The sequence below is a fragment of the Anaerococcus nagyae genome (genome assembly GCF_040364225.1).
Classification (GTDB): domain Bacteria; phylum Bacillota; class Clostridia; order Tissierellales; family Peptoniphilaceae; genus Anaerococcus; species Anaerococcus nagyae.
The window spans coordinates 65,735-88,383 of record NZ_AP031484.1; the positions used below are offsets into that span (position 1 = coordinate 65,735).

Sequence of the window (22,649 nt, forward strand, 5' to 3'; positions counted from 1 at the left end):
AGATGGATAAATTTTTTAAGAAAAATAATGATGAATCGAATGATAAAGTAAAAACAGATAGCGGCAGATATGAAAAAGCTATTAAAGGATTAGACAGGGCAGGAGAAAAATTCTCTAATGCAATGGATATGAGTACGATAGTGATGGACCCTTCTGTTTATTCAAGAGGTGGGTACGGAAACTTTCATTATGTGGTATTACAAGTAACTTTGAAAGAAAAGTTATTTGGCACAGGATCTGGAAACTTAACTGAGTTAGAAAAAGTTATTAATAATCAAGCAAAAAAGGGATATAAGCTTCATACAATAACAACAACATCAGCAAATAGTACAGGTGGACTTGGAGGAGATAGAATACAAGCAACTATGGTTTTTGAAAAATTAGAGCAATAACTTAAATTTGATTTTGCAAAAAATATAAGGAACAAAGTGTATATAGATTTTATTTTTTTTAAAAGGCAATTTGAATCTAAAAATAATTTAGAAAATGATGTTAAGAAATTTATGCAGTCCAAACTGAATTACAAATCTGGATTCATAGATTATAAAGGCAATAATATTAAATGTAGTATAGATAATTCTAATATAAATAAAGCGGTTCCTGTAAGAATCGAAATTGATGATGAAACAGAAAATAATATAGAAATATTTAGTATATGTAAAGAGATGATAAAGAATCATTCAAAGGAAGATTTCTTTTTGAATATATCGTATGATGGTCTATCAAATTACTTTTCATATCACTTATATCCTGGTTTAGCCGAATTTGAAACAAAGTTAAGGAGTATTGCGTATTCTACATTAATAAATGATTTGGGGTATGACTGGGTAAATGAATCGTTTCTCCACAACGATAATACTAAAGTAAAATTAGATGAGATTGAGGGGAAAGAAGAGAAGAATAAAGAAAAAGAATATTCAAAGTTGATAACAAGAGCATTAGAAAAATTTTATTTAAAAGATTTGGGAACTTATTTATTTACAGAATATCAATATCCAAATGATTATATGATTACCGATGAATTACTGAACTTAGTAAAAAATGGGAACATAAATCAAGACAAAGTTAAAGATATCGAATCAAAAAGAGTGCCCAGAAGCTTAGTTAATAGATATTTTGAAAATGTTGATTTAGAATATATAAAAGATAAATTTAGTTTGATAAATGATGCTAGAAATGATGTAATGCATCACAAAGAAATTTCAATGAAAAAATACAATAGGTACAATGAAATATTAGAAAAATCATTAAGAATAGTTAATTCTTTGCATGATGAGATTAATATTGGTAAGTACAAAAAAGTAGGAATAGGAGAAATAGCTTCAGCATTTGGTAATGCCTACAGATTAATGGATAAATATAATGAGTCAATAGAAAATTTGAGAAATATGATTAATACAGAATTAAGTATATCCAGCAAATCATCTATAAATTTGATTGGTGAATCTATAAAATCACAAATACCAAAAGCAGCAATAGAATCTCTTATGGTTCCTATGAACGAATATTTCTATAATATTGCGAATATTACGCAATCACCTCTTGGTTACCAGACTGCAATTGGAGACTTTAGTAAAATGCAAAGTCAAGTTGGTAAGTTAGCAGGCATGCCAAAATTCCAAGATTATACTGAGCCTTCTATTTCTAAAATTACAAATAATACATTGATGAATGCAATTGAAAATAAAAATAAAAGTTTTATGAAACTTAATCCAAATTTTGTTGAAAGTTTCTTAAATGATGAAATTATAGATAATGATGATATCGAATAACTAATTATATTCCGATTAATTAATTGAGAGGATGATGTTTTGGCAAGAGGAATAATTTATGTAATGACAACAGTAGTTCCAGGTCTAATAAAGATTGGTAAGACTGATGTTAATAACTTTAACAATAGAATGTATGGACTAGAACGCCATGGTTATGCTAATGTAACAGGTCTTAGCCGTGAGTTTGCTATTGAGCTTGATGATTATGATGAAAAAGAGAAGCTTTTACATGAGATATTTTCTAAGAGCCGTGTTCCTAATACTGAGTTATTTGCACTAGATATAGATTTAGTAACTCAGCTTCTTTCATCTTTTGAAGGAGACCAGATTTATCCTAAAGAAGATAACAAAAAACAAATATTTAAAAATAGCACTAATGAGCTAAAAGATAAATCTGATATCGATTTAATACCAGATGGTAAATACACTTATACTACGAAAGTAAGAACTTTTGGGAAAGTAAGTGGAACTATGGTAGTAGAAGATGGAGTTTTAATATTGAAATCGGGTTCGGTTTGTGCTCCATATACTCATAAAAATCCTCCTAAAATTTTAAAATCAGCCATATTTGATAACAATATCCTCCAAAATGACTTAACATGCACATCTCCATCTAATGCTGCGAAAGTAGTAAGAGGTAAAAATCAAAATGGTTGGACTCACTGGAAGAATAAAGATGGTAAGCCTATAGATATATATAGAAGTAAATAAAGTATGATAAAACAAAGTTATAAGAATTTACCTCTTAACTTTGTTTTTTATTTAAAAATCCATTTGACACTCCCCAAATCCACCGGTATCATAACATATAGAAATATTTCTATATGAGGTGGATTATGAGTGTTGATTATGAACAAATATCTAAAAAGTTAAAGGTAATATCTGATCCTAAGAGGCTTAAGATTATAGATATGTTATCTTGCGATGAGCTTTGTGCTTGTGAGATACTTGAAAAATTTGATATAAGCCAACCCACCTTATCTCATGATATGAGAAAGCTAGAAGAGGTTGGACTTGTTTCTAGCAGAAGAGAGGGTAAGAATACCTACTACTCTTTAGATAAGGCTAGTTTAGATGAGATTGAGGATGGTTTAAAGCTTATATTTCATATCCAAGATGACTGTATTTGCAAAGTGTAAAATCCTAGGCAAATATTTTTTCTAAAACATATAGAAATATTTAAATGTGTCTATATGTATTTTGTTACATATATTATTATGATTTTAAATTAAGGGAGGATTTTATGAAAAAGATGTATATATATGAAGGTGCTATGTGTTGTTCAACAGGTGTATGTGGACCAAGTCCAGATGAGGAACTTATGAGAGTGTCTACTCTAGTAGACAAGCTTAAAAAAAGTGGAGCTAGCATTGAAAGATATAACTTAACTAACAATACTAAGGAGTTTGTGGAAAACAAAACTGTTAATAGTCTCCTAGATGAAAAGGGTGAAGATATCCTACCAGTTGTAATAGTGGATGATGAAGTTGTTATGACAGCTAAGTATCCTAGCAATGAAGAGTTTTATGAAATGTTATTTTTAGATAATGATGCCATAGAAGAAACAAATAATGACGGTGGATCTTGCTGTTCTGGCAGTGGATGCTGCTGCTAATATAATTAAGAAAAAGGAAGTGACTTTAAGTGAAACAATTTGATATTAAAGAAATCGACCTAACTAAATACTTATTCTTCACAGGAAAGGGAGGAGTAGGAAAGACTTCTACTGCTTGTGCTAGCGCTATCAGCCTAGCTGATGAGGGCAATGAAGTCCTATTAATAAGTACTGACCCTGCTTCAAACCTTCAAGATGTTTTTGAAACTGAGCTTGATAATAAGGGTGTAAGGATAGAAGGTGTAGATGGTCTTACTGTTGCAAACTTAGATCCTATAGAAGCTGCCAATGAGTATAAGGAAAGTGTGGTTGCTCCCTACAGAGGACAGTTACCTGATAGTGTAATAGAAAATATGGAAGAGCAATTATCCGGATCTTGTACCGTTGAAATAGCTGCTTTTAATGAATTTTCTAAGTTTATAACTGCTTCAGACCTTAAAGATAAATATGATTATATAATATTTGATACTGCGCCAACTGGCCATACCCTAAGGATGCTTCAGCTTCCTTCTGCTTGGACTAACTTTATCAGCGAAAGTACTCACGGAGCTTCATGCCTAGGTCAATTATCAGGTTTAGAAGATGAGAAAGAAACATACAAATTTGCTGTAGATACCTTAGCTGATGGCAAGCTTACAAGCTTAGTATTAGTTGCAAGACCTGAGGAAACTCCTCTTCTTGAAGCAAATAGAGCCTCTGCTGAACTATCAGAACTAGGTATTAACAATCAAATTCTTATCATAAACGGTCTTTTAAGTGGCCATGATGATGAAGTTTCTAAAGCTTTCTATAAAAAACAAGAAGAATCCCTAGATGCGATGCCAGAAGGTCTTAAGGATCTTAAAACTTTCTTTATCCCACTTAGGGGATACAATTTAAATAGTATCGAAAACCTAAGATCACTTCTGATTGAGGATAAGGAATATACTAGTGATGTAGATATTAATATAAATGAAAGCACAAGGCTAAAAGATATAGTAGATGACTTATATAAAAATGATAAGAAAGTTATCTTTACCATGGGAAAAGGTGGTGTAGGAAAGACTACTATGGCATCTGCTATTGCCAAAGGACTTGCAGATAAGGGACAAAAGGTTCACCTAACTACAACTGACCCAGCCAACCATTTGACTGATATGATTGAAGAAGATGACTTATTAACTATAAGCCATATAGATGAAGATCAAGAGCTTAAAAAATACCAAGAAGAAGTTCTAGAAAATGCTAAAAAAACCATGTCTGATGATGACTTAGAGTATGTAAAAGAAGATTTAAGATCACCATGTACTCAAGAGATTGCTGTATTTAGAGCCTTTGCAGATATAGTTGATAGGGCAGATAGTGAAGTTGTTGTCATAGATACAGCTCCAACAGGACATACACTTCTGCTTCTAGATTCTACAGAATCCTACAACCAAGAGATAGAGAAAAATCAAGGCAATGTCCCAGAGTCAGCAAAAAAACTTCTACCTAGACTAAAAAATAGTGATGAAACAGAGGTTTTAATTGTAACTCTCGCTGAGCCTACTCCCTTCTATGAGTCTGTAAGACTTGAAGAAGACCTAAAAAGAGCGGGAATTTATAGCAATTGGTGGATTATAAACTCATCTATATACAAAACTGGCTCTACTAACAAGACCCTACAAGCTAAAGCTAATAGTGAGCTAGAATGGATAAACAAGGTTGATAAACGTACAGATGGAAACTATACAATAATACCATGGTCAAGTGATGAGATTAAAGGATCTAGTTTAGATAAATTAATTAAGTAGGTATATATGACAGAAAAAACAAAAGCTGCATTTATATGCGTTCACAATTCTTGCAGGTCTCAGATAGCTGAGGCCCTTGGCAAGAAATTTGCTGGAGAAAAAATAGATTTTTACTCTGCAGGAACTGAGCTAGTATCTCAGATAAATCAAGATGCAGTAAGGCTTATGAAAGAAATACACGGGATAGATATGGAAAGAGACCAGTATTCCAAACTTATAGATGACCTACCAGAGGTAGATTATGTCATCTCTATGGGTTGCAATGTGGTATGCCCATTCCTTCCATTTAAACACAAAAAGTATGACTGGGGCATAGAAGACCCTACTGGTAAGTCTGATGAGGAGTTTATCAAAGTAATATATGAAATTGAAGGAAAGTTAAAGGACCTAATCCGAGAGATAGATGGGGAGGTAGATAGATGAAAAAACAACAAGATATAAGCTTTTTTGAGCGAAACCTTACATTCTGGGTTTTGATATGCATGGCTATAGGTGTTTTAATTGGACGCTTCCTACCTGCTATTCCAGAGGCTTTGGGAGAGTTTGAGTTTTATAATGTATCTATTCCAACAACTATACTTTTATGGATTATGATCTATCCAATGATGCTAAAGATAGACTTTAACAGTATAAAAAATATTAAGAATAATCCTAAGGGTTTATTTATAACATGGATTGCCAACTGGATTATCAAACCATTTACTATGTATCTAATAGCTAGATTATTTTTCTTTGGAATTTACAAAAATATTATTAATGAAAGTCTAGCATCAGAGTACCTAGCAGGTGCAGTTTTATTAGGGGCAGCTCCATGTACAGCCATGGTTTTTGTTTGGAGTAAGCTAACAAGAGGGGATAGTGCCTATACCCTAGTTCAAGTGGCTAGTAATGATTTGATTTTATTAATTGCCTATATACCAATAGTAAGCTTTTTACTAAAGAGGGGCAATATTAATATACCTTGGGGGACTCTACTTTTATCAATCATACTATTTATAGTAGTTCCTCTTATCCTAAGTATCATTACTAGAAGGTATATTATAAAAAATAAGGGCGAAGATTACTTAAATAATGTATTTATCCCATCATTTGATAAGTATACTATGGTTGGATTATTACTAACTTTAATAATTATATTTTCATTCCAAGGGATGAAAATTATCGATCAACCTCTAAATATTGCTCTTATAGCAGTACCACTTATTCTTCAAACCTTCCTGATATTTGCCATTACCTTTGGCATGGCATATCTTGCAAAGCTACCTTATTCTATAGCTGCTCCATGCGGTATGATAGGAGCATCTAACTTCTTTGAATTAGCTGTAGCTGTTGCTATTTCACTATTTGGACTATCCTCAGGTGCAACCCTTGCTACAGTGGTAGGAGTTTTGGTAGAGGTACCAGTAATGTTACTCTTAGTAAGAATTGCAAACTCGATGGAAAATAAGTTTAACAGATAAGTGTATAAATATTTTTAAAAATTATCATAAAAATCAGCCTATATATTAAGATGACCCCATAAAGTTTAATCTAATAGCAGAGTTAGTGTTAAAGCTTACTCTGCTATTTTTTTGTTCTTTCCCACCCCTAGGGCTGGGATTTTTTAAGAAGTAATCCTGCTTTTATCTTTGACTTATTAGCATATAGTAGAAAGGTTTTTTATAATTTATGTGGCTAGATGGACTAGCAATTTTTTATATATAATAGCAAGCAAATGCTAAGAGTAATTATTAGTTGGTTGAAGTTTTTCTTAAAGTACATGATTGTTTTATAAATACTTGCCAGATTCTACTATCTTATTCTCCCCAAAATTCTTTAGCTATTTCTTGGCCCTGGTCAATTTTTGCCCATTGCTCATCTACTGTAAGTTCATTTCCTTCATCACATGATGCAAAGCCGCATTGGTGGGATAAGTAGAGTCTATCTTTGTCTATTATCTCGCTTGCTTTTTCTAGGAGGTCTAGGACTCTTTTTTCATCATCTAGGGTGTTTGTCTTACTTGATAAAAGTCCTAGGACTATTTCGTTGTCTCTGTCTTTGAATACTTCTAAAGCCTCGATAGATCCTGCTCTTTCGTCATCCCATTCTAGGTAAAACCTGTCGTAGTGTTGTTTATCTAAGAATAGGTGGGCTATGGATTCGTAGCTTCCATCACTCATTGACCTAGACTCGTAGTTACCACGGCAGTTGTGGGCATAGACTTTTAGTCCTAGTTCGTGGCCATAGTCTATGGCCTCGTTGTTTAGTTCTATGAATTTGTGGGCAAGCTCTTCATGGTGTTCTTGCTTTTGCTTGTCTGAAGTAAATGAAAAGTCGTTGTTATCATCAGAGAATAGCTCCCATAGGCAGTCATCAAACTGGATGATCTCTCCACCTGCTTCCTTATATTCTTTTAGAAAGTCCTTGTATGAAGCTACTAGGTCTTTGCCAAATTCTTCTTCTTTGCCAGCATAGTAACCATCATCTATGCCTATAAATAGTGTTAGTTCTCCGTATATGTGGGAAGGTGATGGGATGGTTAGCTTAGTTTGTGTATCACCAGCTAGGTCTTCTAACCTTTTGAAGTGGTCGATAAAGGGATGGTTTTTCCCATTTAGCTTATCTACTATTTTGATACCGATATCTTTTCTAGTTTCGTATTTCTCTTCCTTGCCATCCTTGTCTCTAAAGAAATATCCATTATTTGCAATATATCTTTCTACGCCGTGTAGGCCCCATACGAAGTCTAAGTGCCATAGTGACTTGGAGAATTCCCCATCTGTGATTTGAACAAGGTCATGTTCTTTTTGTGCCTTTACCACATTTGCTACTGCCTTATCTTCAGCTTCTTTGTAGCCTTTGAGATCTTCATAAAATGGATAGGTGATATCATCACGTTTTTTGATTTCATCTTTGTATGATAATAATTCTTCTTCTCTTAGTAACGATCCTACTGTTAAAAATCTTTTGCTCATTTTTAGCTCCTTTATTTAATATATTTTCAGAAATAAAACGCCTATGGCAAAATTAAAAAAGACCCCGTCCTTAAAAAGGACGAGGTCACTCGTGTTACCACCTTAATTTTATATCAATCTCACAATTAATAACTCATCAGGTACAAATTTATACCCTATCGCTGTAACGTGCGCACACGGATTGTCTTAAATATTCGGACAACCAACTTAGAGGCCATTTTCAGTTTTCCTTTCCACGACTATTCTCACCAACCACAGTCTCTCTGGGCAGGTCTAGAAAACTTACTTTTCTCATCAACGTTTTTATTTCTTGATACAATTATAGGAGGTGATTTGGTTTTTGTCAAATTTGATTTTAAAATTTATAAATTAATATTAATATATTATAGATTTACTTTGATAAATTAGTTTGAAAAATTGAATTACTTAGCTTAGGGACTAGCTTCAGATTAGACTTAGTTTTGACTTAAGTTTGATAAAATATATAATATGATTTGTTTGAATGGAAAAATATTGGGTATTTAATGATTGTAAGTGAAATAAAATTTTTAAAGAGGAATAAATGAAACTTTTAAGAAAAATAGTACTAGCATCTTTAAGTGTTTCAATGCTTATTACTGCAGGCCCTGCAACTAGCTTGGCAAGCTCTAGTAATGTTGAAATTAATATTAATCAAAATGAGTTAGAAGCAGCTTTAACAACTTTATATCAAACTCCCGACAATTTATTAGAAAATGAAGATGAGCTAGAAAAGTATCTTAGTAAAAAAAATATTTACTTTGTTGATAGTGAGGAAGAAGCTAACAAGATTTTAGAATCCAGAACAAATATGGTAACTACATATGGTGCTTGGGAAGATGCTAAATGTATAGGATCTATAGCTTTGTTTATTAGTGGAGCTGGAGCAACTATATCAGGGGTTAAAACCCTTGTAAAAGCTGCTGGAGGTGTAAAAGCATTAGCGTCAGCATTATTGCTATATCTTCAAACTGGAAATAGACCAGAATTTATAAAGAATGAACCTAGTTTATGGGAAGTGTTTGGAACAGTTGGCGGTGCGATAACTACAGTAACAGGTTTAGATAATTGTGTACAAGAGGCTTCATAAAACTTATAAGGATTAAGATTTATCTTAAATAATTAGTATAGGAATAAGGACACAGCATGTTAAAAAAATATGATACAATTTTAATTATATTTTTCTTATTTTTGATAATTGCTTCAGTTTATTTTTCTGATACTAATTCTATTTTTTGGAGTGTAGTGGTTTTTATGTTTTTAGTATCAACTAAATTGTTTGATACAGAAAATGATAAGTTAATTAAGTATGAATCTATATTGTTTTTTGTAGCATCTATAGTTTTATTTTTAAATACATTCACAAATGTAATAACTGAAATTACATTACCAGTGATAATAGTTTTCACTATTCTTTATGGGCGGATAATATTTTTAAAAATAAAAGAAAAGAAGAATAAATATAATAAGAAAAATATATAATAATTTAAGAAGAAAATCTCTTGATAAGCTTAAAGATTGCTGGTCGGGAGGTTTTCTATTTATATTATTTAATATTTTAAAATAATTGATTTTGCAACAATAGTAGATTTGAAACATATATTTAGCTAATATATGAATATTCTAGCTTTTAAAATCACCGAGGTTATAAATAAAGAGTTAATTCTAAGTACATTTTTAAAAGGTATTTAAATTAGAATTCCTATTATATAGAGATTTCTGATAATATTTTAATGATAAATAATGACAAAAAACCGGAATTATGCATAACTCCGGTTTTTTTGCTTGTATTCTAGTTTCTCATTAAGTAATTAAAGGCACCAAGGGATGCTGTTGCACCGCTTCCTGCTGCTATTACTATTTGTTTAAAGAGGCTTGTTGTTGCATCTCCTGCTGCGAACACTCCTTCAAGGCTTGTAGATCCGTCTGGGTTTACTTTTATTTCTCCCCTGTCTGTTAGGTCTACTTTAGTATCCTCTAGCCATTCTGTGTTTGGCACTAGTCCTACTTGGATGAAGCATCCGTCTATATCTATGCTATGCTCTTTGTTTGTCTCACGGTCTGTATATTCTAGTCTTTCTAGCTTATTGTCTCCATAAAGGCCTGTTGTTTGAGCGTTTTTGATAACTGTTACATTATCTAGGCCGTATAGCTTATCTTGTAAGACTTGGTCTGCCTTTAGTTCTGGTAAGAATTCTAGGACTGTTACATGGTCTACCATGGCTGCAAGGTCTATGGCAGCTTCTACTCCTGAGTTGCCTCCACCTATGACTGCTACTGGTTTGCCCTTAAATAGTGGCCCATCACAGTGGGTACAGTAGGCTACACCCTTGTTTTTAAATTCTGTCTCGCCTGGTATGCCTAGTAGTCTCCACCTAGCTCCTGTTGCAATTACAACAGTTCTTGATTCTAGTTTTGCTCCATTATCAAGTTTAACTTCTATAAGTCTTAGGTCATTTGCAGAATGCTCTGCTTCTTTGATATCACTTGCAAGGGCTCCTGTCATGACATCTACTCCAAGTTCTGTTACTTGCTCGTTCATCTTTGCCATGAATTCTGGGCCTTCCGTGTATTTGAATCCTGGAATGTTTTCAATTCCAAGTGTTTCTACAACTTGTCCACCAAATTCACCTGCTACAAGGCCAGTTTTTACACCTTTTCTTGCTGCATATACTGCTGCAGTTGCTGCTGCTGGACCTCCACCGATGATTAGTACATCATAGGCTGGCTTTCCTTCAAAGTCATCTGATGTTTTCTTGCTACCTATTAGCTCGAGCAGGCTGTCCATGGTTTGTTTTCCACCTTCAAGGAATTGGCCATCCTTAAAGATTGCTGGAACTGCAAGGACATCACGGTCTTCTGCTATTTCTTGGAACATGGATCCTTCTATCATGGTGTGGTTGATTTTTGGGTTAAGGACTGCCATTATATTGAATGATTGGACTACTTCTGGACAGTTGTGGCATGATAGGGATACTATAGTTTCAAGATTTTGAGTATCTTTAATTGCTTGTATACGTTTTTTTGTAGATTCATCTACTTTTGGTTCTACTCCACCTACTTGAAGTAGGGCAAGTGCAAATGATGCAAATTCGTGTCCTAGGGGTAGGCCTGCAAAGATGATCCTACCATGGTCAAACTCACCCTTTAGCTCAAAGCTAGGAGTATATTCTAGGTCTTTTTCTTCTACTTTTATCTTTTTAGAAAGCTCAGCTACTTCGTTAATGAAGTCCTTTACTTTCTTAGATTTTTCGTCGTTAGCAACAGAAAGCCCAATAGTGACTTCTGTTTTAAGCATGTCAAGATATTGGGCTAACTGGTTCTTTAAATTTTTATCTAACATTTATTTATAGATCCTCAAGTCTTATAGTTTACCTACAAGGTCAAGACCTGGTGTTAATACGTCATCGCCTTCTTCTTCCCATTTAGCAGGGCAAGCTTCACCTGGATGAGATGCAATATATTTACCAGCTTTGATTTTGTTGATATTAACGTCAGCCTTACGTCCAATACCATCGGCGTTGATTTCTACAGTTTGGATAACATTTTCTGGATCAAGTACAAATGTAGCTCTTAATGCCTTGCCTGATTCATCAAGAATATCTAATTCTCTTGCTAATTCTTTGTTAGAATCAGAAATCATTGTGTATTCTAGTTTGCTAATTCTTTCTGAATTATCATGCCAAGCCTTGTGTACGAAGTGAGTATCTACTGATACAGAGTAAACTTCAGCCCCAGCTTCTTTTAAAGCTTGGTAGTTATCTTGCATATCTTCTAGTTCTGTTGGACAAACAAAGGTGAAGTCTGCTGGATAGAATATTAAAACTGTCCATTTTCCTTTAAGATCTTCACTTGAAACTGTGATGAATTCATCTTTTTTTGGGTCATAAGCGTCTAAATTAAATTCTGGTAAAGTTTTACATATAAAAGCCATAATTATCTCCTTTGTATAATGTTCTTGTTTTCTCTTACACAATAATTATAATCACTCTAAATTAAAAGTCAAATTTATATTTACTGATTATAATAAATTATTGGCATTTAGACTATACCCATATTTGGAAAAATTAATTATAAATATTTTTAATCTTATATAAAGTACATGTTATAATTTTCTTGATTTAAAATATATTCTTATAATATGCATTGAATTATAGTTAATGAGAGGATTCTTTAAATATATTTATTATCTATAAATTAATATACAAATAAGTTTATGAAAAATAGTTTTGAGGTAAAATATATCCGAGCAATGACCTAGGGAATGATTTTAATTGTTTGATAATAGCTAAATATAAAGATTTATTTAATGGGGAAAGTATGAAAAAAGTGAAGAAGACTAATGTAGAGGTGACTGCTTTTGAACTTGGTAGTGGAGCGAGTTTAGAGGAAAAACTTATACTTCTAGGGAAAATTAAAAAACATAGTGATTTTTATGAGATTTACTCGAGAGAATCGAAATCCGATGGAGAAATTGCCTATAAGGGAGACTTTATTAAAATAGATCAGTCCAAAATTCCTTATCCAAATAGACGTGATAGATTTTTAAAATATCATATACATGCATATGGTTATAATTATAAACAATATCCTAGAGAAATTTTGAGTTGGACTTATGAAGATAGGAAGGATGAGGTTATAGATTATCTATTGAATTCTGGTATGCTAAAGGTCAATTTAGGCTCGTATGATTATTTCTATGAGGCAAAGTTATGGGGAACAGTATTATGGGGCAAAAAATCTGATATTGTTCTTATTTATGAAGTGATAAAAGATAGGAATAGAATAATTGATGTAGATTTCAACTTAATTGATAAAGATGAGTTTGACCAAAGCTATGAATATATATAAATAAAGGAGTATATATGGAAGGTAGGATAATTTCTGGCGAAACTGCCATTATTGAGATTAATGAGTTTGAGTGGCAAAAGAATATTAGTTCTGGGGAATATCTTGATATTGAAAGTATAGAGATAGGGACTAATAATACCATATCTTTAAGAAAGAAAATTCCTTTTTATAAATACATAATTAATTATATGTTAACAAGTTATAGCGATAGGCTGGATATAGAAAAAGAAGACATAGGTGAAATAGCAAGTAATATATTTACTTCTATTCAAAAAGGTGAAAAGAATGCTGAATTTGAAAAAATAGTAAACTTAGTTGTTGAGTTATTTCGTGAAAAGAACCTTTATCCCCACGGATCCAAAAGCGAGGTTTATGGGTCATTAGAATATGATAAGGATAAGAGAAAGGTTTGGAAAAAAACTCAAATTAGAAAAGACTTCAAGGCGAGTGTTATTAGCAGAGATAAGATGTTCATCTATGGATTTGGTCTAGGTATAGAAATAGAAGAACTTGAAGTTTTTCTTATGAAAGTTTTAGAAGAGACGGGACTTAATATTTGGGATGAAAAAGAAGCTATGATTTATATAGCTTTGGCGCATTTTCCTAAGAATTCTGTAAACTTTTTTGTAAGAGCAATGGATCTTTATAATAATGAAAAAAAAGCTAATATTAAAGAAAGAAAAAAAGAGACTAACCTTAACACAACTATCCTACAAAATTCTCTAGATGATTACATAAATGAATATAGAAATATGGAACAAGTTGATGATTCTATAATATTAAATATTATTGCTTATCACAAGGATTTAGTTTTAGAAAATACCAATCGTACAATTCTTAAAGAATTTATATCTACATTTAGAGAAGTAGAAAAAAAATTATCTGATGAAATTTCTGCCTTTTCTAATGTAAAATATGGTAATTCAGATGATAACACTACAAACGCTGATTATTTTTCAAGAGGAAATGTAAAAATATTCTATCAATCTACTGATGATATAATAATTCCTGTTGATACAGGTTTTGAATTTAAATCAGAAAAGACAGGAGAAATTAAGGTATACTATCCAGAAGAAGAAATAATCCTTAAGGCAAGTACACAAAAGATAGAAAAAGAAGTAAGTGTTCAAAGCGCTTCTTATAAGTATAAAGACGAGGTTCCTGTATTAGGTTCTAGTGAGGAGTACAGTGATTTTATTTATCAAAATAATATAGAAGGAATCATAGATATAAATCAAGATTCTATTTATATATCAGAAAAAAGATTATCTTCGCTTTTAACCTATCTTTATAATAAAGATGCCATAATATCAACAGAGGATGTAACTTTATCAGATGAAGAAGTAGAAGCTTTAGATGACTTGTTAAAGGAGACTAGGATTAAGCATGAAAATTTGAATGCCATTATAGAAAAAGGCAAAATTTCTCAAATTACCAGACCAAGGCTTATAACTCTATATTTTTTATCCTATGTATTAGATAATGAAGATATATGGTTTGATAAGCTATCTACACCAGCTCGTAGGAAAAGAGACTATTTGATCTTTATGGACTCTAAGTTACGTAACTCAAGACTTTATGAGTACAATATCTCAAATCCTTATGAGGAAACTTTATTAAAGCTAGTAGTCTATGATGAACCAATAGACGCCTTTAGGGATTTGTGGGCTAAGTACCTGATAAATATAGGAGAAGATTAATGAAAAACTTTAAGACCCAAGAAGAATTTATTAGCAAAATAAAAGATTCCCTGGATAAGTCAAGACCATCACTTTCAGGTCATAGATTTAAGATCTATGGAGATAAGGGAGACCTCATTTATGAAGTGGAAGTAGGCAGACTTGTAGGAACAGGGTCTTCTTGTTTGGTCTATGAAGTTATAGTTGATGATAATTATCCTCCAAAGAAAAATATGATTATGAAAGAATTTTTTCCGACTTTTCCAAATGACTCTATAAAAGGAGTTAGAGATAAGGAAAATCCTCACATAATCCACTATGAAAGTAAAAATGAAGAAGATCTTATAAACTTAGTTCGTGATCAAAAAAAATTTATAGAATCATATGATAAACACATTAAAGTGATTGATATAGATCCAGTCCTTGAAGATATGATAGTAAGACCATATAAGTTGGAGAAATCTTCTGACTACATTTTTGCTTTATATGATATAGATAATGCACAAAGTGTAGACAAATACTACAATTTAGATTTAGCTAGGATCATAAGTATACTTAAGCAAAGCTCGGAAATCTTATCTCTGCTTCACCAAAAAGATATTATTTATATGGATTTAAAGCCAGCAAATATCCTTTATGATTATAAAAGAGATACTGTAAAGCTATTTGATTTTGATGCTGCTGTATTTTTAGATGATTTGGATAATACAAATGAATTTTATATGCCAAAACAAAGAGCTTTCATTCCACCTGAACTTAGGTATGTTTCAAATATAAATAAGCGAAAGGATATATTTATAAGTGAAGAGATAGACTTATATATGCTGGGTGTAACATTTTTTTATCTATTGATGGATAGGTATCCTGAAGATTTAGAAAATGAAAATATGGTTTATTTAGCTCGTAATATAAAAGAAGTATTACTTAAAAAATCTAATAGAATATTCTTAAATAATCAAACTACAGATAGGATAATAGATTTACTAAAGGAAAGTTTATCAATTCATAGATATCTTACGGTAAATGAGTTTAGCGAAAGACTAGATGAAATTCAAAGAGGTTTGGATACTAGTAAGAATAAGAGTATATCAAACTTATTGTCTGCAGCCTATATAATGGATTCTTTTCCCCTGTATAATTACATAAGTAAAGATGAAAATGGTTCCTATATTGATATAGCTTTAGTAGGAAGTTTATCTAGAGGTAGAGAATTGTTTAACCTATTATTTGCATCGGTTGATCTTATAGATGTAGAAATTAGGTTTAATATATATAATGAAAATCCTAAGAAGGCTTATCAACAAATGACTAAAGCTATGCCTTTATTAAAAGAAACTTGTCATATTACTATAAATGGCAAAGTCAAGGATGATAATATTAACCATAAGATTACAGATAAAGCTTATGCTAAGCTTAACTTTTCCTCCGATTTAGATATGATAGAAAGTACTTATATCATAATCCTGCATGATGATAGTAAAAATTATTATGATTTAGGATTTAAACTTTTTGATAAATTTAAGGATAGGAAAGAAAATCATATCATACTAAACTATACAAGATATACAAATAATTTAGATAGTAAAGAAATAAATAATTTGACACTGTTTAATATAGATATAGCAAGTGCAGCAAGCTTTAGAAGTAAAGAATATAGTGAGAGCATATTAGAAGAAGCCTATAATGTTCATAGGTTTTATACTAGAGCTTATAAAGGTGAGAGAGTTGATGATAATGAAATATGGCAAGACTTTATAAGAGATGACCTACATAGCGTAAAGTCATCTATAAGGTCGGCTCTTTCTATGAGATACAGAGTTTATATGGCAGGATCTTATCAAGCTAGTGATATAGCTCGTGACTTTTATGAGAAAGTAGTTAAGCCTGGACAAAATACCAAGAGTATAAGTTTAAGGAATATATTTGCTGATAGAGAACATCATACTTGGAATAGGTTTATGATAACACAAGGTTATAGGAGGCCTAGTAAAGAAGAGTTTAAGTCTTATGCTTATATAGGTTCTAATAAACACATAGATAGAATTCATAAGCTCCATCCACTTATTGCTAATACAGATATAAAGAAGTTTAAAAATGGTCAGGATGATGAATTTGAGAAAGTTTGCAATGAAATTTATGAGTATTTATATTACAAAACTCAAGATCTTGATAAAAAGGTAATGGATAGGATAAGCCATAGTCTAAATAATACCAACTGGTATACTAATGATACTTTAATGGAGATATTCCCTTTATGGGAAGAACTTTACAATGTTACAGATAGAATGATAGATCAGGAAGCTTTTGCTATAAATACCTTAAAACAACTAATGAGTATTATAGATGAGATATTTGAAAAAGACTTTTATGGAAAAGATGATCTTTTTAGTGATTATAAGCTTATTAAACAGGATATTGATCTTTTGATTGAGCGCAATCAAAAGAAATCTTTTAGGTACTCAGATTATATGATTATAGATGCAAAACCTCTTATTAAAAGTGGATCTATCAAAACAATTTTTACTCCCTTTATAAAAGAAAATGAACTCTTATGGGCAAATGTCATTGCAGCTATAAAATTTAGTCCACAGAATTTGATTTTACTTACAGATGATAAAGACAAGTACAGGGAGAAATTTGATAGAATTGTCTCCTTTATGAAAGATAGGAGAATGCAAAGGTCATTAAATATAGAAATAATTAGCTATGATGAAATGTCTCTTTATAGTAAGGAAAGTGCTATAGTAGACTTGACCTTAAATACCCATACAGATGCTAATAGAGAAGAATTTGATGGTTTAGAATATGTAGAGTATCTTGGGTCAAACAAGTGGGGTGGCAACTATAAGGCTGTTGATTATTATACAAATGAGAGAAGCTTAACTGTGGAAGAAACTTTCTTTCTTAACAACGCTAAATTTTATAATGCCACAAGTGAGAGTAATCTAGCAAGGCTTAGCAATTATTATGAGAAGCTATGGCTTACATATTTGTCCTTACCATCCTATAAGTGGCAGGAGTTTACACAAATATTTAGACACAGTATGGATCAGTATATTATAGATCTATCTTATCCCAAAGATGAAAAAACTAATATGATGGAAATAGGAGATTTTATCTTCAGAAGAGATGATAAAGTCAAATATTCTAAACTTACTTCGTTTTTGGATAATCTTAAAAAAGAAGGGATAGTTATAGATTATAAGTATCCAACAAATCCAGGAAAGTTAAAACTGCAAACTATAAATGATAATCTGACGATTCGTTTAGGAGAGTTTATAAGTAATAATTTAAAAAAATATTTCCAAAATTTTGACTTAAGGAAATTATACTTTCCGCTTATTTATAATGAAGAACCTAAAAACTTTTATTGCTATGGAATGAGTGATAATCTTGATTTCTCATATAAAGTTGTTTATAAAGATGGCGAAAAGCTAGCTGATGACTTAAACAATATGATGATAGATCTAGACAAAAGTATAAATGATGATAAGGAACTAAGAGTTTTCAATCAAAAAGATAAGAAAGAATATGTTAGTTATAAGGATGGATATTTAGATCTTAACTATGAAATGGGTGATATAGCTTTTAGAGAATTTTTTGAAAAAGGAATAGCTCTACAAGTTTATACTTATTTTGAGCTTATAAGAAAAAGCTCTGTATTCGATGAGATAAAAGTAGATGTAAGGTTAAAATGGAAGGCCTACGGAGACTTGACGCCTATTAGCCAGGCTGTGGGAAATCATATAGATGTTGTATGTACTAAAGAATTTTCAACCTTTATAATAAGTTGTATCCAAGAAGAACTTAAAAAAGAGGATGTATACGAGATAAAGGCTGAGTCAGAACAATTTGGTATAGATACTAAGCCAATACTTATAAATAGCTATAGTGATGGTATAGAAGTCTCAGTTAAAAAAATTGCCAAGGCCTGCGGAGTATATATTATAGATCGTCAAATGTTAAAAGAAAATGGAGTGGTAGGCTACTTAGAAAATATAGCAAGAGCAGATCAAAACTGGAAGAATATAGAAAATTAGGTGAGTAATGAAACAAGTATTTGTATCAAGCACATTTAGGGATATGCATATAGAAAGAGATTTGATTCAAACAAAGCTAATTCCTGATTTAAATGAAAAAGCTTATCAAAATAGAATAGAAGGAATTAAATTTCAAGATTTGAGATGGGGCATTGATACAGATACAGAGGATGAAGAAGATAAAGACAAAAAAATCTTAGAAGTTTGCCTTGATGAGATAGAAAATAAGAGACCATATTTTTGTGTACTTTTAGGAGATAGATATGGTTGGATTCCTGATAATGACTTAGTAAAAGAAACAGGTATAAGATATGGAATTTATGATGAAAATGAGCTTATAGAAAAATCTATAACTAATCTTGAAGTAGATTATGCATTTTTAAGAAATCCTCAATATGCTAAAAATTCCTATGCCTATATTAGAAATATAAGTGGTGATGTTAAAGGAACGATCTATGAATCAGATGAAAATGAGAAGGCTAGAATTGAAAAGCTAAAAGCAGAGATAAAAGAGATTCTACCAGCAGAAAATATCCATGAATATGATGTTGTATATAAGGATGGTAATTTAATCGGTACTGAAAAATTTATAGAATTTGCCAAAAATGATATGACTAGAGTGCTCTTAGAAGATGATCTTATCAAAGAGGACCTAACAGAAAACCAAAAAGAGATTCTCTATCATAAGACTCAAGCTAGGGAAAAATCTGTCATATCTAATGCTAGAAGATCTATAGAAGAAAAGATTATGCAAGATATTAAAAGGCAAAATATTATTACTATCAAAGGAGAAAGTGGTAATGGGAAATCAACTCTGATGTCTAAGATATCAAGTAATCTTAGTAAATATACTCATTCCCTTATATTTTTTTCCTCCCTTACACCAAAAACAACAAGTTCAATTGGACTTATGAGAATAATAACAAAGTATATAAATGAAATTATTCAAAAAGAAGATCAAACTTTTGAAACCTTACCGATAAACGAAATAATAGGCGAATTTGAAAATGATATAGAAGAAAGCAATAAAAACCCTGTAAATAAGAGCAAGGAAGAGAAGCTTTATGAGTTGGCTATTAGGGAGTATTCTAACAAGGGTAAAAAAGATATCATAATATTGATAGATGCTATAGATCAGCTTGATAATCCAAGTAGTATTTCAAATTTGATAAAACCTCTAAGCTTAACTGATGACAGTAAGGTTAAATTCATCATATCATATCTGGATGATAAGCGAAACGCTGATGATTTTATATTTTTAAATAATTACACCAATTATACTTTGGGAGAATTAAGCAAGGATGACAGACTTGCTGTTATCAATTCAAGTTTAGCTGATAATAACAAGCAATTACCTTATGAAATAAAAGAGGAGATAATAAACAAAGAAGCAAGTAAATCACCTTTATATATCTCATTATTAGTACAAAGGCTATTGATGATGAATGAGCTAGACTATTTAAATATAATAAGGTCAGGAGATGGTTATGAAAAGATAACTTCATATCAAAAAGAACTCATTCAAAAAATGCCAAATGATCTTAAAAAATTAATCTTAGAACTTATAACTCAAGCTAGCAAAAATCTGGATACTAATACGGATGAGGTAGAAAATACTATAAGCTATCTTGCAGTTTCTCGCAGAGGGCTTAGGGAAAGCGACCTTAAAAAGATTTATGAACTAAAAGGAGAATCTTATAATTCTCTAGATTTTGCAACTTTAAAGAGATATTTAAGAGCATTTTTCTTAGAAGATAAATATTTAAGGATTGACTTTACTCATAAGATTATAAGGCAAGCTGTATTAGAAGTCTTAAATACTGAAATAAAGTCTGCTCTTCATAATGATATAGCTAATGCCTTTATGTGTTTACCAGTAGAAGATCCTATAAAATTGCAAGAGCAATATTATTCTGCCTATAAATCATCAAATAAAAAATCTGCTTTAGAGCTTTTAGAAGGTATAGCTAAAAATATCTCTAAATTAAGTCCTGAAGAAATAGAATCATCAATAGAATCTATAACTAAGTTGCATAATATTAGTATTAATTATGAAGATGATGCTTGGATAAAAGATTTATTTGAGGATTTTATAAAATTTGATTTAAATATTCAAAAAATTTTACTAGCTTATTTTGCGTACAGATCATATGAGGAAAAAACTAGTGAATCATTAAAAGCAGCTAAGCATAATGGTATAAAACTTTTAGAATATTTAGAAAAGCTACTAGAAATATATCCTAATGACAAAGAAATAATTAGATTCTATGCTGATCAATTGAGATTTATAGGTATGAAATATAATTTAGGATCAAAAAAGGATCTTAGAAGATCAGAAGAATATTTACTAAAATCTATAAAATTAAATGAATATTTATTTGATGTAGATAAATCTTTATATAATAAAGAAAGTTTAGCTAATTCCTATAGCAATATTGCTAGGTTTTATTTAGACTTAGGTCCAAGAAGTAAAGAAAAAGCTAGGTATTATTATAAAAAATCCGTAAATATGTTTGAAGAAATAGTTAGCTTGGATAACACAATGATAAATAATGAAAACTTGGCTATAGCCTATAACAATATAGCAAATCTATACGCAAGTGGTTACGGTAAAAATGCGATGAATAAAGCTAAGGATTACTACAAAAAAACCATAGCAATAATTCAAAGACTTTTAAATAAGTATGAAGATATAGGACTTAAAAAGACACTTGCTATGGGATATATAAATATAGCTAGTTTATATTTTAGCCAAGGCGATTATAACAGATCGGAAACTTGGTACTATAGAGCCATTGATATTATTAGTCAAATAGAAAACATAGAACCAAGCTTTGAGAATAAGGAGACTTTAGCTAAATCTTATAATAATATAGGAGATTTATTTTCAAGTGAACTAATAGATGATAAGATTAAGGCAGAAGATTTTTATCTTAAGGCAAAGATAATATTTGAATCTATATTAAAAAGTAAAGAGATAGTTTCTGCTAAGAAAAATCTATCTATAACTTATGACAATTTGGCAAGCCTTTATGCTGATTGGAAATTAGAAGAATCTTATAATTACTATGAAAAAGCTATAGAGCTTAAAGAAGATCTTTTAAATATTAGTAAAAGTAACGAGGAGGTTATTGATCTAGCCACAAGTTACAATAACCTAGGGTTTTTATATGTTGATAATAAGAGAAACTATGAACATGCTAAATCTTGTTATAATAAAGCTATAGACTTATTATATACTGTTAATGACAGCACAAGTGATAAAAAATATGGAGAAAATCTAGCGGTATCTTATACAAATCTTGGATCTGTTTATTTTATGATAAATGATAATAAGAAGAGTGAAACTTATTACAGGAAAGCTATAAAAATTCATAAAGATCTTATAAGAAAATATGAAGATGATGATAATATAGAAAAGCTTTTAATAATATATAACAATTTAGCATGTCATATGCTAGATATAGGATATAGCTTAGAAGATATTGAAAATGTATATATACAAGCAATTGAACTTATTAAGATGTTAAAAGATCCTTACAAAAAAAGAAAAAAAACTGCTATTACCTACAATAATTTAGCTAATCTTTATTTAATAAAGAGTGGAGATTATAAAATTTGTGAGGATTGTTACAAGAAATCTATAGATCTTACTAAATGGGTTATTAACTATCACTGGTCAGTAGAAAATGTTGAAAGATTAATGGTAAATTATAATAATCTTGCCAAGCTATATAATGTTTGGTCTAAGGAGGATTTAAAAGAAAAGTATTTGAATTTATCTATAGAAATTGCAGATCAAATAGATTATAAAAATAATAAAGAAAACATAAATAAATTTATATATAAGCATACAACTATATAAGTATCTTATAAGGATGTCTCATGTATTGAGACATCCTTTTTTGTCTAAAAAGCAGTAATTTATAACATTTTATTTGAAATTAT

Annotated in this window: 17 protein-coding genes and 1 other annotated feature; of the genes, 13 read left to right on the forward strand and 4 right to left on the reverse strand. The window is 30.8% G+C overall.

The window, feature by feature from the left end; genetic code table 11:
• Positions 1-2 precede the first annotated feature (2 nt).
• From ABXG81_RS00290 to arsB, 8 genes are all read left to right on the forward strand, one after another.
• Entirely contained in the window at positions 3-392 is a 390-nt protein-coding gene (locus tag ABXG81_RS00290; protein WP_316110913.1) for a DUF4177 domain-containing protein, read from the forward strand.
• A gap of 36 nt (positions 393-428) precedes the next feature.
• Positions 429-1,772, forward strand: coding sequence for a hypothetical protein (locus ABXG81_RS00295; RefSeq protein WP_316110914.1), 1,344 nt, complete (start codon positions 429-431; stop codon positions 1,770-1,772).
• Positions 1,773-1,811: 39 nt separating this feature from the next.
• Positions 1,812-2,483, forward strand: coding sequence for a DUF4357 domain-containing protein (locus tag ABXG81_RS00300; protein ID WP_316110915.1), 672 nt, complete (start codon positions 1,812-1,814; stop codon positions 2,481-2,483).
• A gap of 125 nt (positions 2,484-2,608) precedes the next feature.
• On the forward strand, positions 2,609-2,911 hold the full coding sequence (locus ABXG81_RS00305) for a metalloregulator ArsR/SmtB family transcription factor (RefSeq protein WP_209814237.1): 303 nt from the start codon (positions 2,609-2,611) through the stop codon (positions 2,909-2,911).
• A 104-nt stretch (positions 2,912-3,015) separates the two neighbouring features.
• Complete coding sequence (gene arsD, locus ABXG81_RS00310; RefSeq protein WP_209814235.1) at positions 3,016-3,387, forward strand: arsenite efflux transporter metallochaperone ArsD; 372 nt, start codon at positions 3,016-3,018, stop codon at positions 3,385-3,387.
• Between the two features lie 29 nt (positions 3,388-3,416).
• Complete coding sequence (gene arsA, locus ABXG81_RS00315; RefSeq protein ID WP_353528855.1) at positions 3,417-5,159, forward strand: arsenical pump-driving ATPase; 1,743 nt, start codon at positions 3,417-3,419, stop codon at positions 5,157-5,159.
• 6 nt (positions 5,160-5,165) lie between these two features.
• Positions 5,166-5,582: an arsenate reductase ArsC gene (locus tag ABXG81_RS00320; protein WP_117521958.1), complete on the forward strand. Its 417-nt coding sequence runs from the start codon at positions 5,166-5,168 to the stop codon at positions 5,580-5,582.
• The gene (gene arsB, locus ABXG81_RS00325) at positions 5,579-6,619 is read left to right on the forward strand and encodes an ACR3 family arsenite efflux transporter (RefSeq protein WP_117521959.1); all 1,041 of its coding nucleotides are present in this window, start codon (positions 5,579-5,581) and stop codon (positions 6,617-6,619) included. Before ABXG81_RS00320 ends, arsB begins: the two co-directional genes overlap by 4 nt.
• A 336-nt stretch (positions 6,620-6,955) precedes the next feature.
• Here arsB and ABXG81_RS00330 read toward each other — a convergent pair whose 3' ends face one another.
• On the reverse strand, positions 6,956-8,113 hold the full coding sequence (locus ABXG81_RS00330; protein ID WP_117521960.1) for a cobalamin-independent methionine synthase II family protein: 1,158 nt from the start codon (positions 8,111-8,113) through the stop codon (positions 6,956-6,958).
• A gap of 72 nt (positions 8,114-8,185) precedes the next feature.
• Positions 8,186-8,420: a binding site (T-box leader), on the reverse strand.
• A 255-nt stretch (positions 8,421-8,675) separates the two neighbouring features.
• Here ABXG81_RS00330 and ABXG81_RS00335 point away from each other — a divergent pair.
• Positions 8,676-9,221, forward strand: coding sequence for a hypothetical protein (locus ABXG81_RS00335; RefSeq protein ID WP_117521961.1), 546 nt, complete (start codon positions 8,676-8,678; stop codon positions 9,219-9,221).
• A gap of 118 nt (positions 9,222-9,339) precedes the next feature.
• On the opposite strand, the gene ABXG81_RS00340 is transcribed toward ABXG81_RS00335, so the two are convergent.
• The 3 genes from ABXG81_RS00340 to ABXG81_RS00350 all read right to left on the reverse strand — a co-directional run bounded on the left by ABXG81_RS00340 (position 9,340) and on the right by ABXG81_RS00350 (position 12,065).
• Positions 9,340-9,540: a hypothetical protein gene (locus ABXG81_RS00340; RefSeq protein WP_147318537.1), complete on the reverse strand. Its 201-nt coding sequence runs from the start codon at positions 9,538-9,540 to the stop codon at positions 9,340-9,342.
• 383 nt (positions 9,541-9,923) lie between these two features.
• Complete coding sequence (gene ahpF / locus ABXG81_RS00345; RefSeq protein ID WP_353528856.1) at positions 9,924-11,474, reverse strand: alkyl hydroperoxide reductase subunit F; 1,551 nt, start codon at positions 11,472-11,474, stop codon at positions 9,924-9,926.
• Positions 11,475-11,495: 21 nt separating this feature from the next.
• Positions 11,496-12,065 (reverse strand): redoxin domain-containing protein, encoded by a 570-nt coding sequence (locus tag ABXG81_RS00350; protein ID WP_353528857.1) that lies wholly within the window; start codon positions 12,063-12,065, stop codon positions 11,496-11,498.
• Positions 12,066-12,451: 386 nt separating this feature from the next.
• Between ABXG81_RS00350 and ABXG81_RS00355 the strand changes: the two genes are divergently transcribed.
• Genes ABXG81_RS00355 through ABXG81_RS00370 form a run of 4 tightly spaced genes read left to right on the forward strand, consistent with a single transcriptional unit; the run spans position 12,452 to position 22,566 of the window.
• Complete coding sequence (locus ABXG81_RS00355; RefSeq protein ID WP_353528858.1) at positions 12,452-12,982, forward strand: hypothetical protein; 531 nt, start codon at positions 12,452-12,454, stop codon at positions 12,980-12,982.
• Positions 12,983-12,996: 14 nt separating this feature from the next.
• A complete protein-coding gene (locus ABXG81_RS00360) occupies positions 12,997-14,682 on the forward strand; it encodes a hypothetical protein (protein WP_117521966.1) in 1,686 nt (561 codons plus the stop codon).
• Positions 14,682-18,701 carry a hypothetical protein gene (locus ABXG81_RS00365; protein ID WP_353528859.1) on the forward strand — a complete coding sequence of 1,340 codons (4,020 nt, stop codon included), beginning with the start codon at positions 14,682-14,684 and terminating at the stop codon, positions 18,699-18,701. Before ABXG81_RS00360 ends, ABXG81_RS00365 begins: the two co-directional genes overlap by 1 nt.
• A 7-nt stretch (positions 18,702-18,708) precedes the next feature.
• Positions 18,709-22,566 carry a tetratricopeptide repeat protein gene (locus tag ABXG81_RS00370; RefSeq protein ID WP_353528860.1) on the forward strand — a complete coding sequence of 1,286 codons (3,858 nt, stop codon included), beginning with the start codon at positions 18,709-18,711 and terminating at the stop codon, positions 22,564-22,566.
• Positions 22,567-22,649 lie beyond the last annotated feature (83 nt).

Coding starts and splice junctions, on each gene's coding strand:
- arsD (WP_209814235.1), top strand. CDS start 3,016: ATGAAAAAGATGTATATATATGAAGGTGCTATGTGTTGTTCAACAGGT.
- ABXG81_RS00320 (WP_117521958.1), top strand. CDS start 5,166: ATGACAGAAAAAACAAAAGCTGCATTTATATGCGTTCACAATTCTTGC.
- ABXG81_RS00365 (WP_353528859.1), top strand. CDS start 14,682: ATGAAAAACTTTAAGACCCAAGAAGAATTTATTAGCAAAATAAAAGAT.
- ABXG81_RS00360 (WP_117521966.1), top strand. CDS start 12,997: ATGGAAGGTAGGATAATTTCTGGCGAAACTGCCATTATTGAGATTAAT.
- ABXG81_RS00350 (WP_353528857.1), bottom strand. CDS start 12,065: ATGGCTTTTATATGTAAAACTTTACCAGAATTTAATTTAGACGCTTAT.
- ABXG81_RS00355 (WP_353528858.1), top strand. CDS start 12,452: ATGAAAAAAGTGAAGAAGACTAATGTAGAGGTGACTGCTTTTGAACTT.
- ABXG81_RS00335 (WP_117521961.1), top strand. CDS start 8,676: ATGAAACTTTTAAGAAAAATAGTACTAGCATCTTTAAGTGTTTCAATG.
- ahpF (WP_353528856.1), bottom strand. CDS start 11,474: ATGTTAGATAAAAATTTAAAGAACCAGTTAGCCCAATATCTTGACATG.
- ABXG81_RS00330 (WP_117521960.1), bottom strand. CDS start 8,113: ATGAGCAAAAGATTTTTAACAGTAGGATCGTTACTAAGAGAAGAAGAA.
- arsB (WP_117521959.1), top strand. CDS start 5,579: ATGAAAAAACAACAAGATATAAGCTTTTTTGAGCGAAACCTTACATTC.
- ABXG81_RS00290 (WP_316110913.1), top strand. CDS start 3: ATGGATAAATTTTTTAAGAAAAATAATGATGAATCGAATGATAAAGTA.
- ABXG81_RS00370 (WP_353528860.1), top strand. CDS start 18,709: ATGAAACAAGTATTTGTATCAAGCACATTTAGGGATATGCATATAGAA.
- ABXG81_RS00305 (WP_209814237.1), top strand. CDS start 2,609: ATGAGTGTTGATTATGAACAAATATCTAAAAAGTTAAAGGTAATATCT.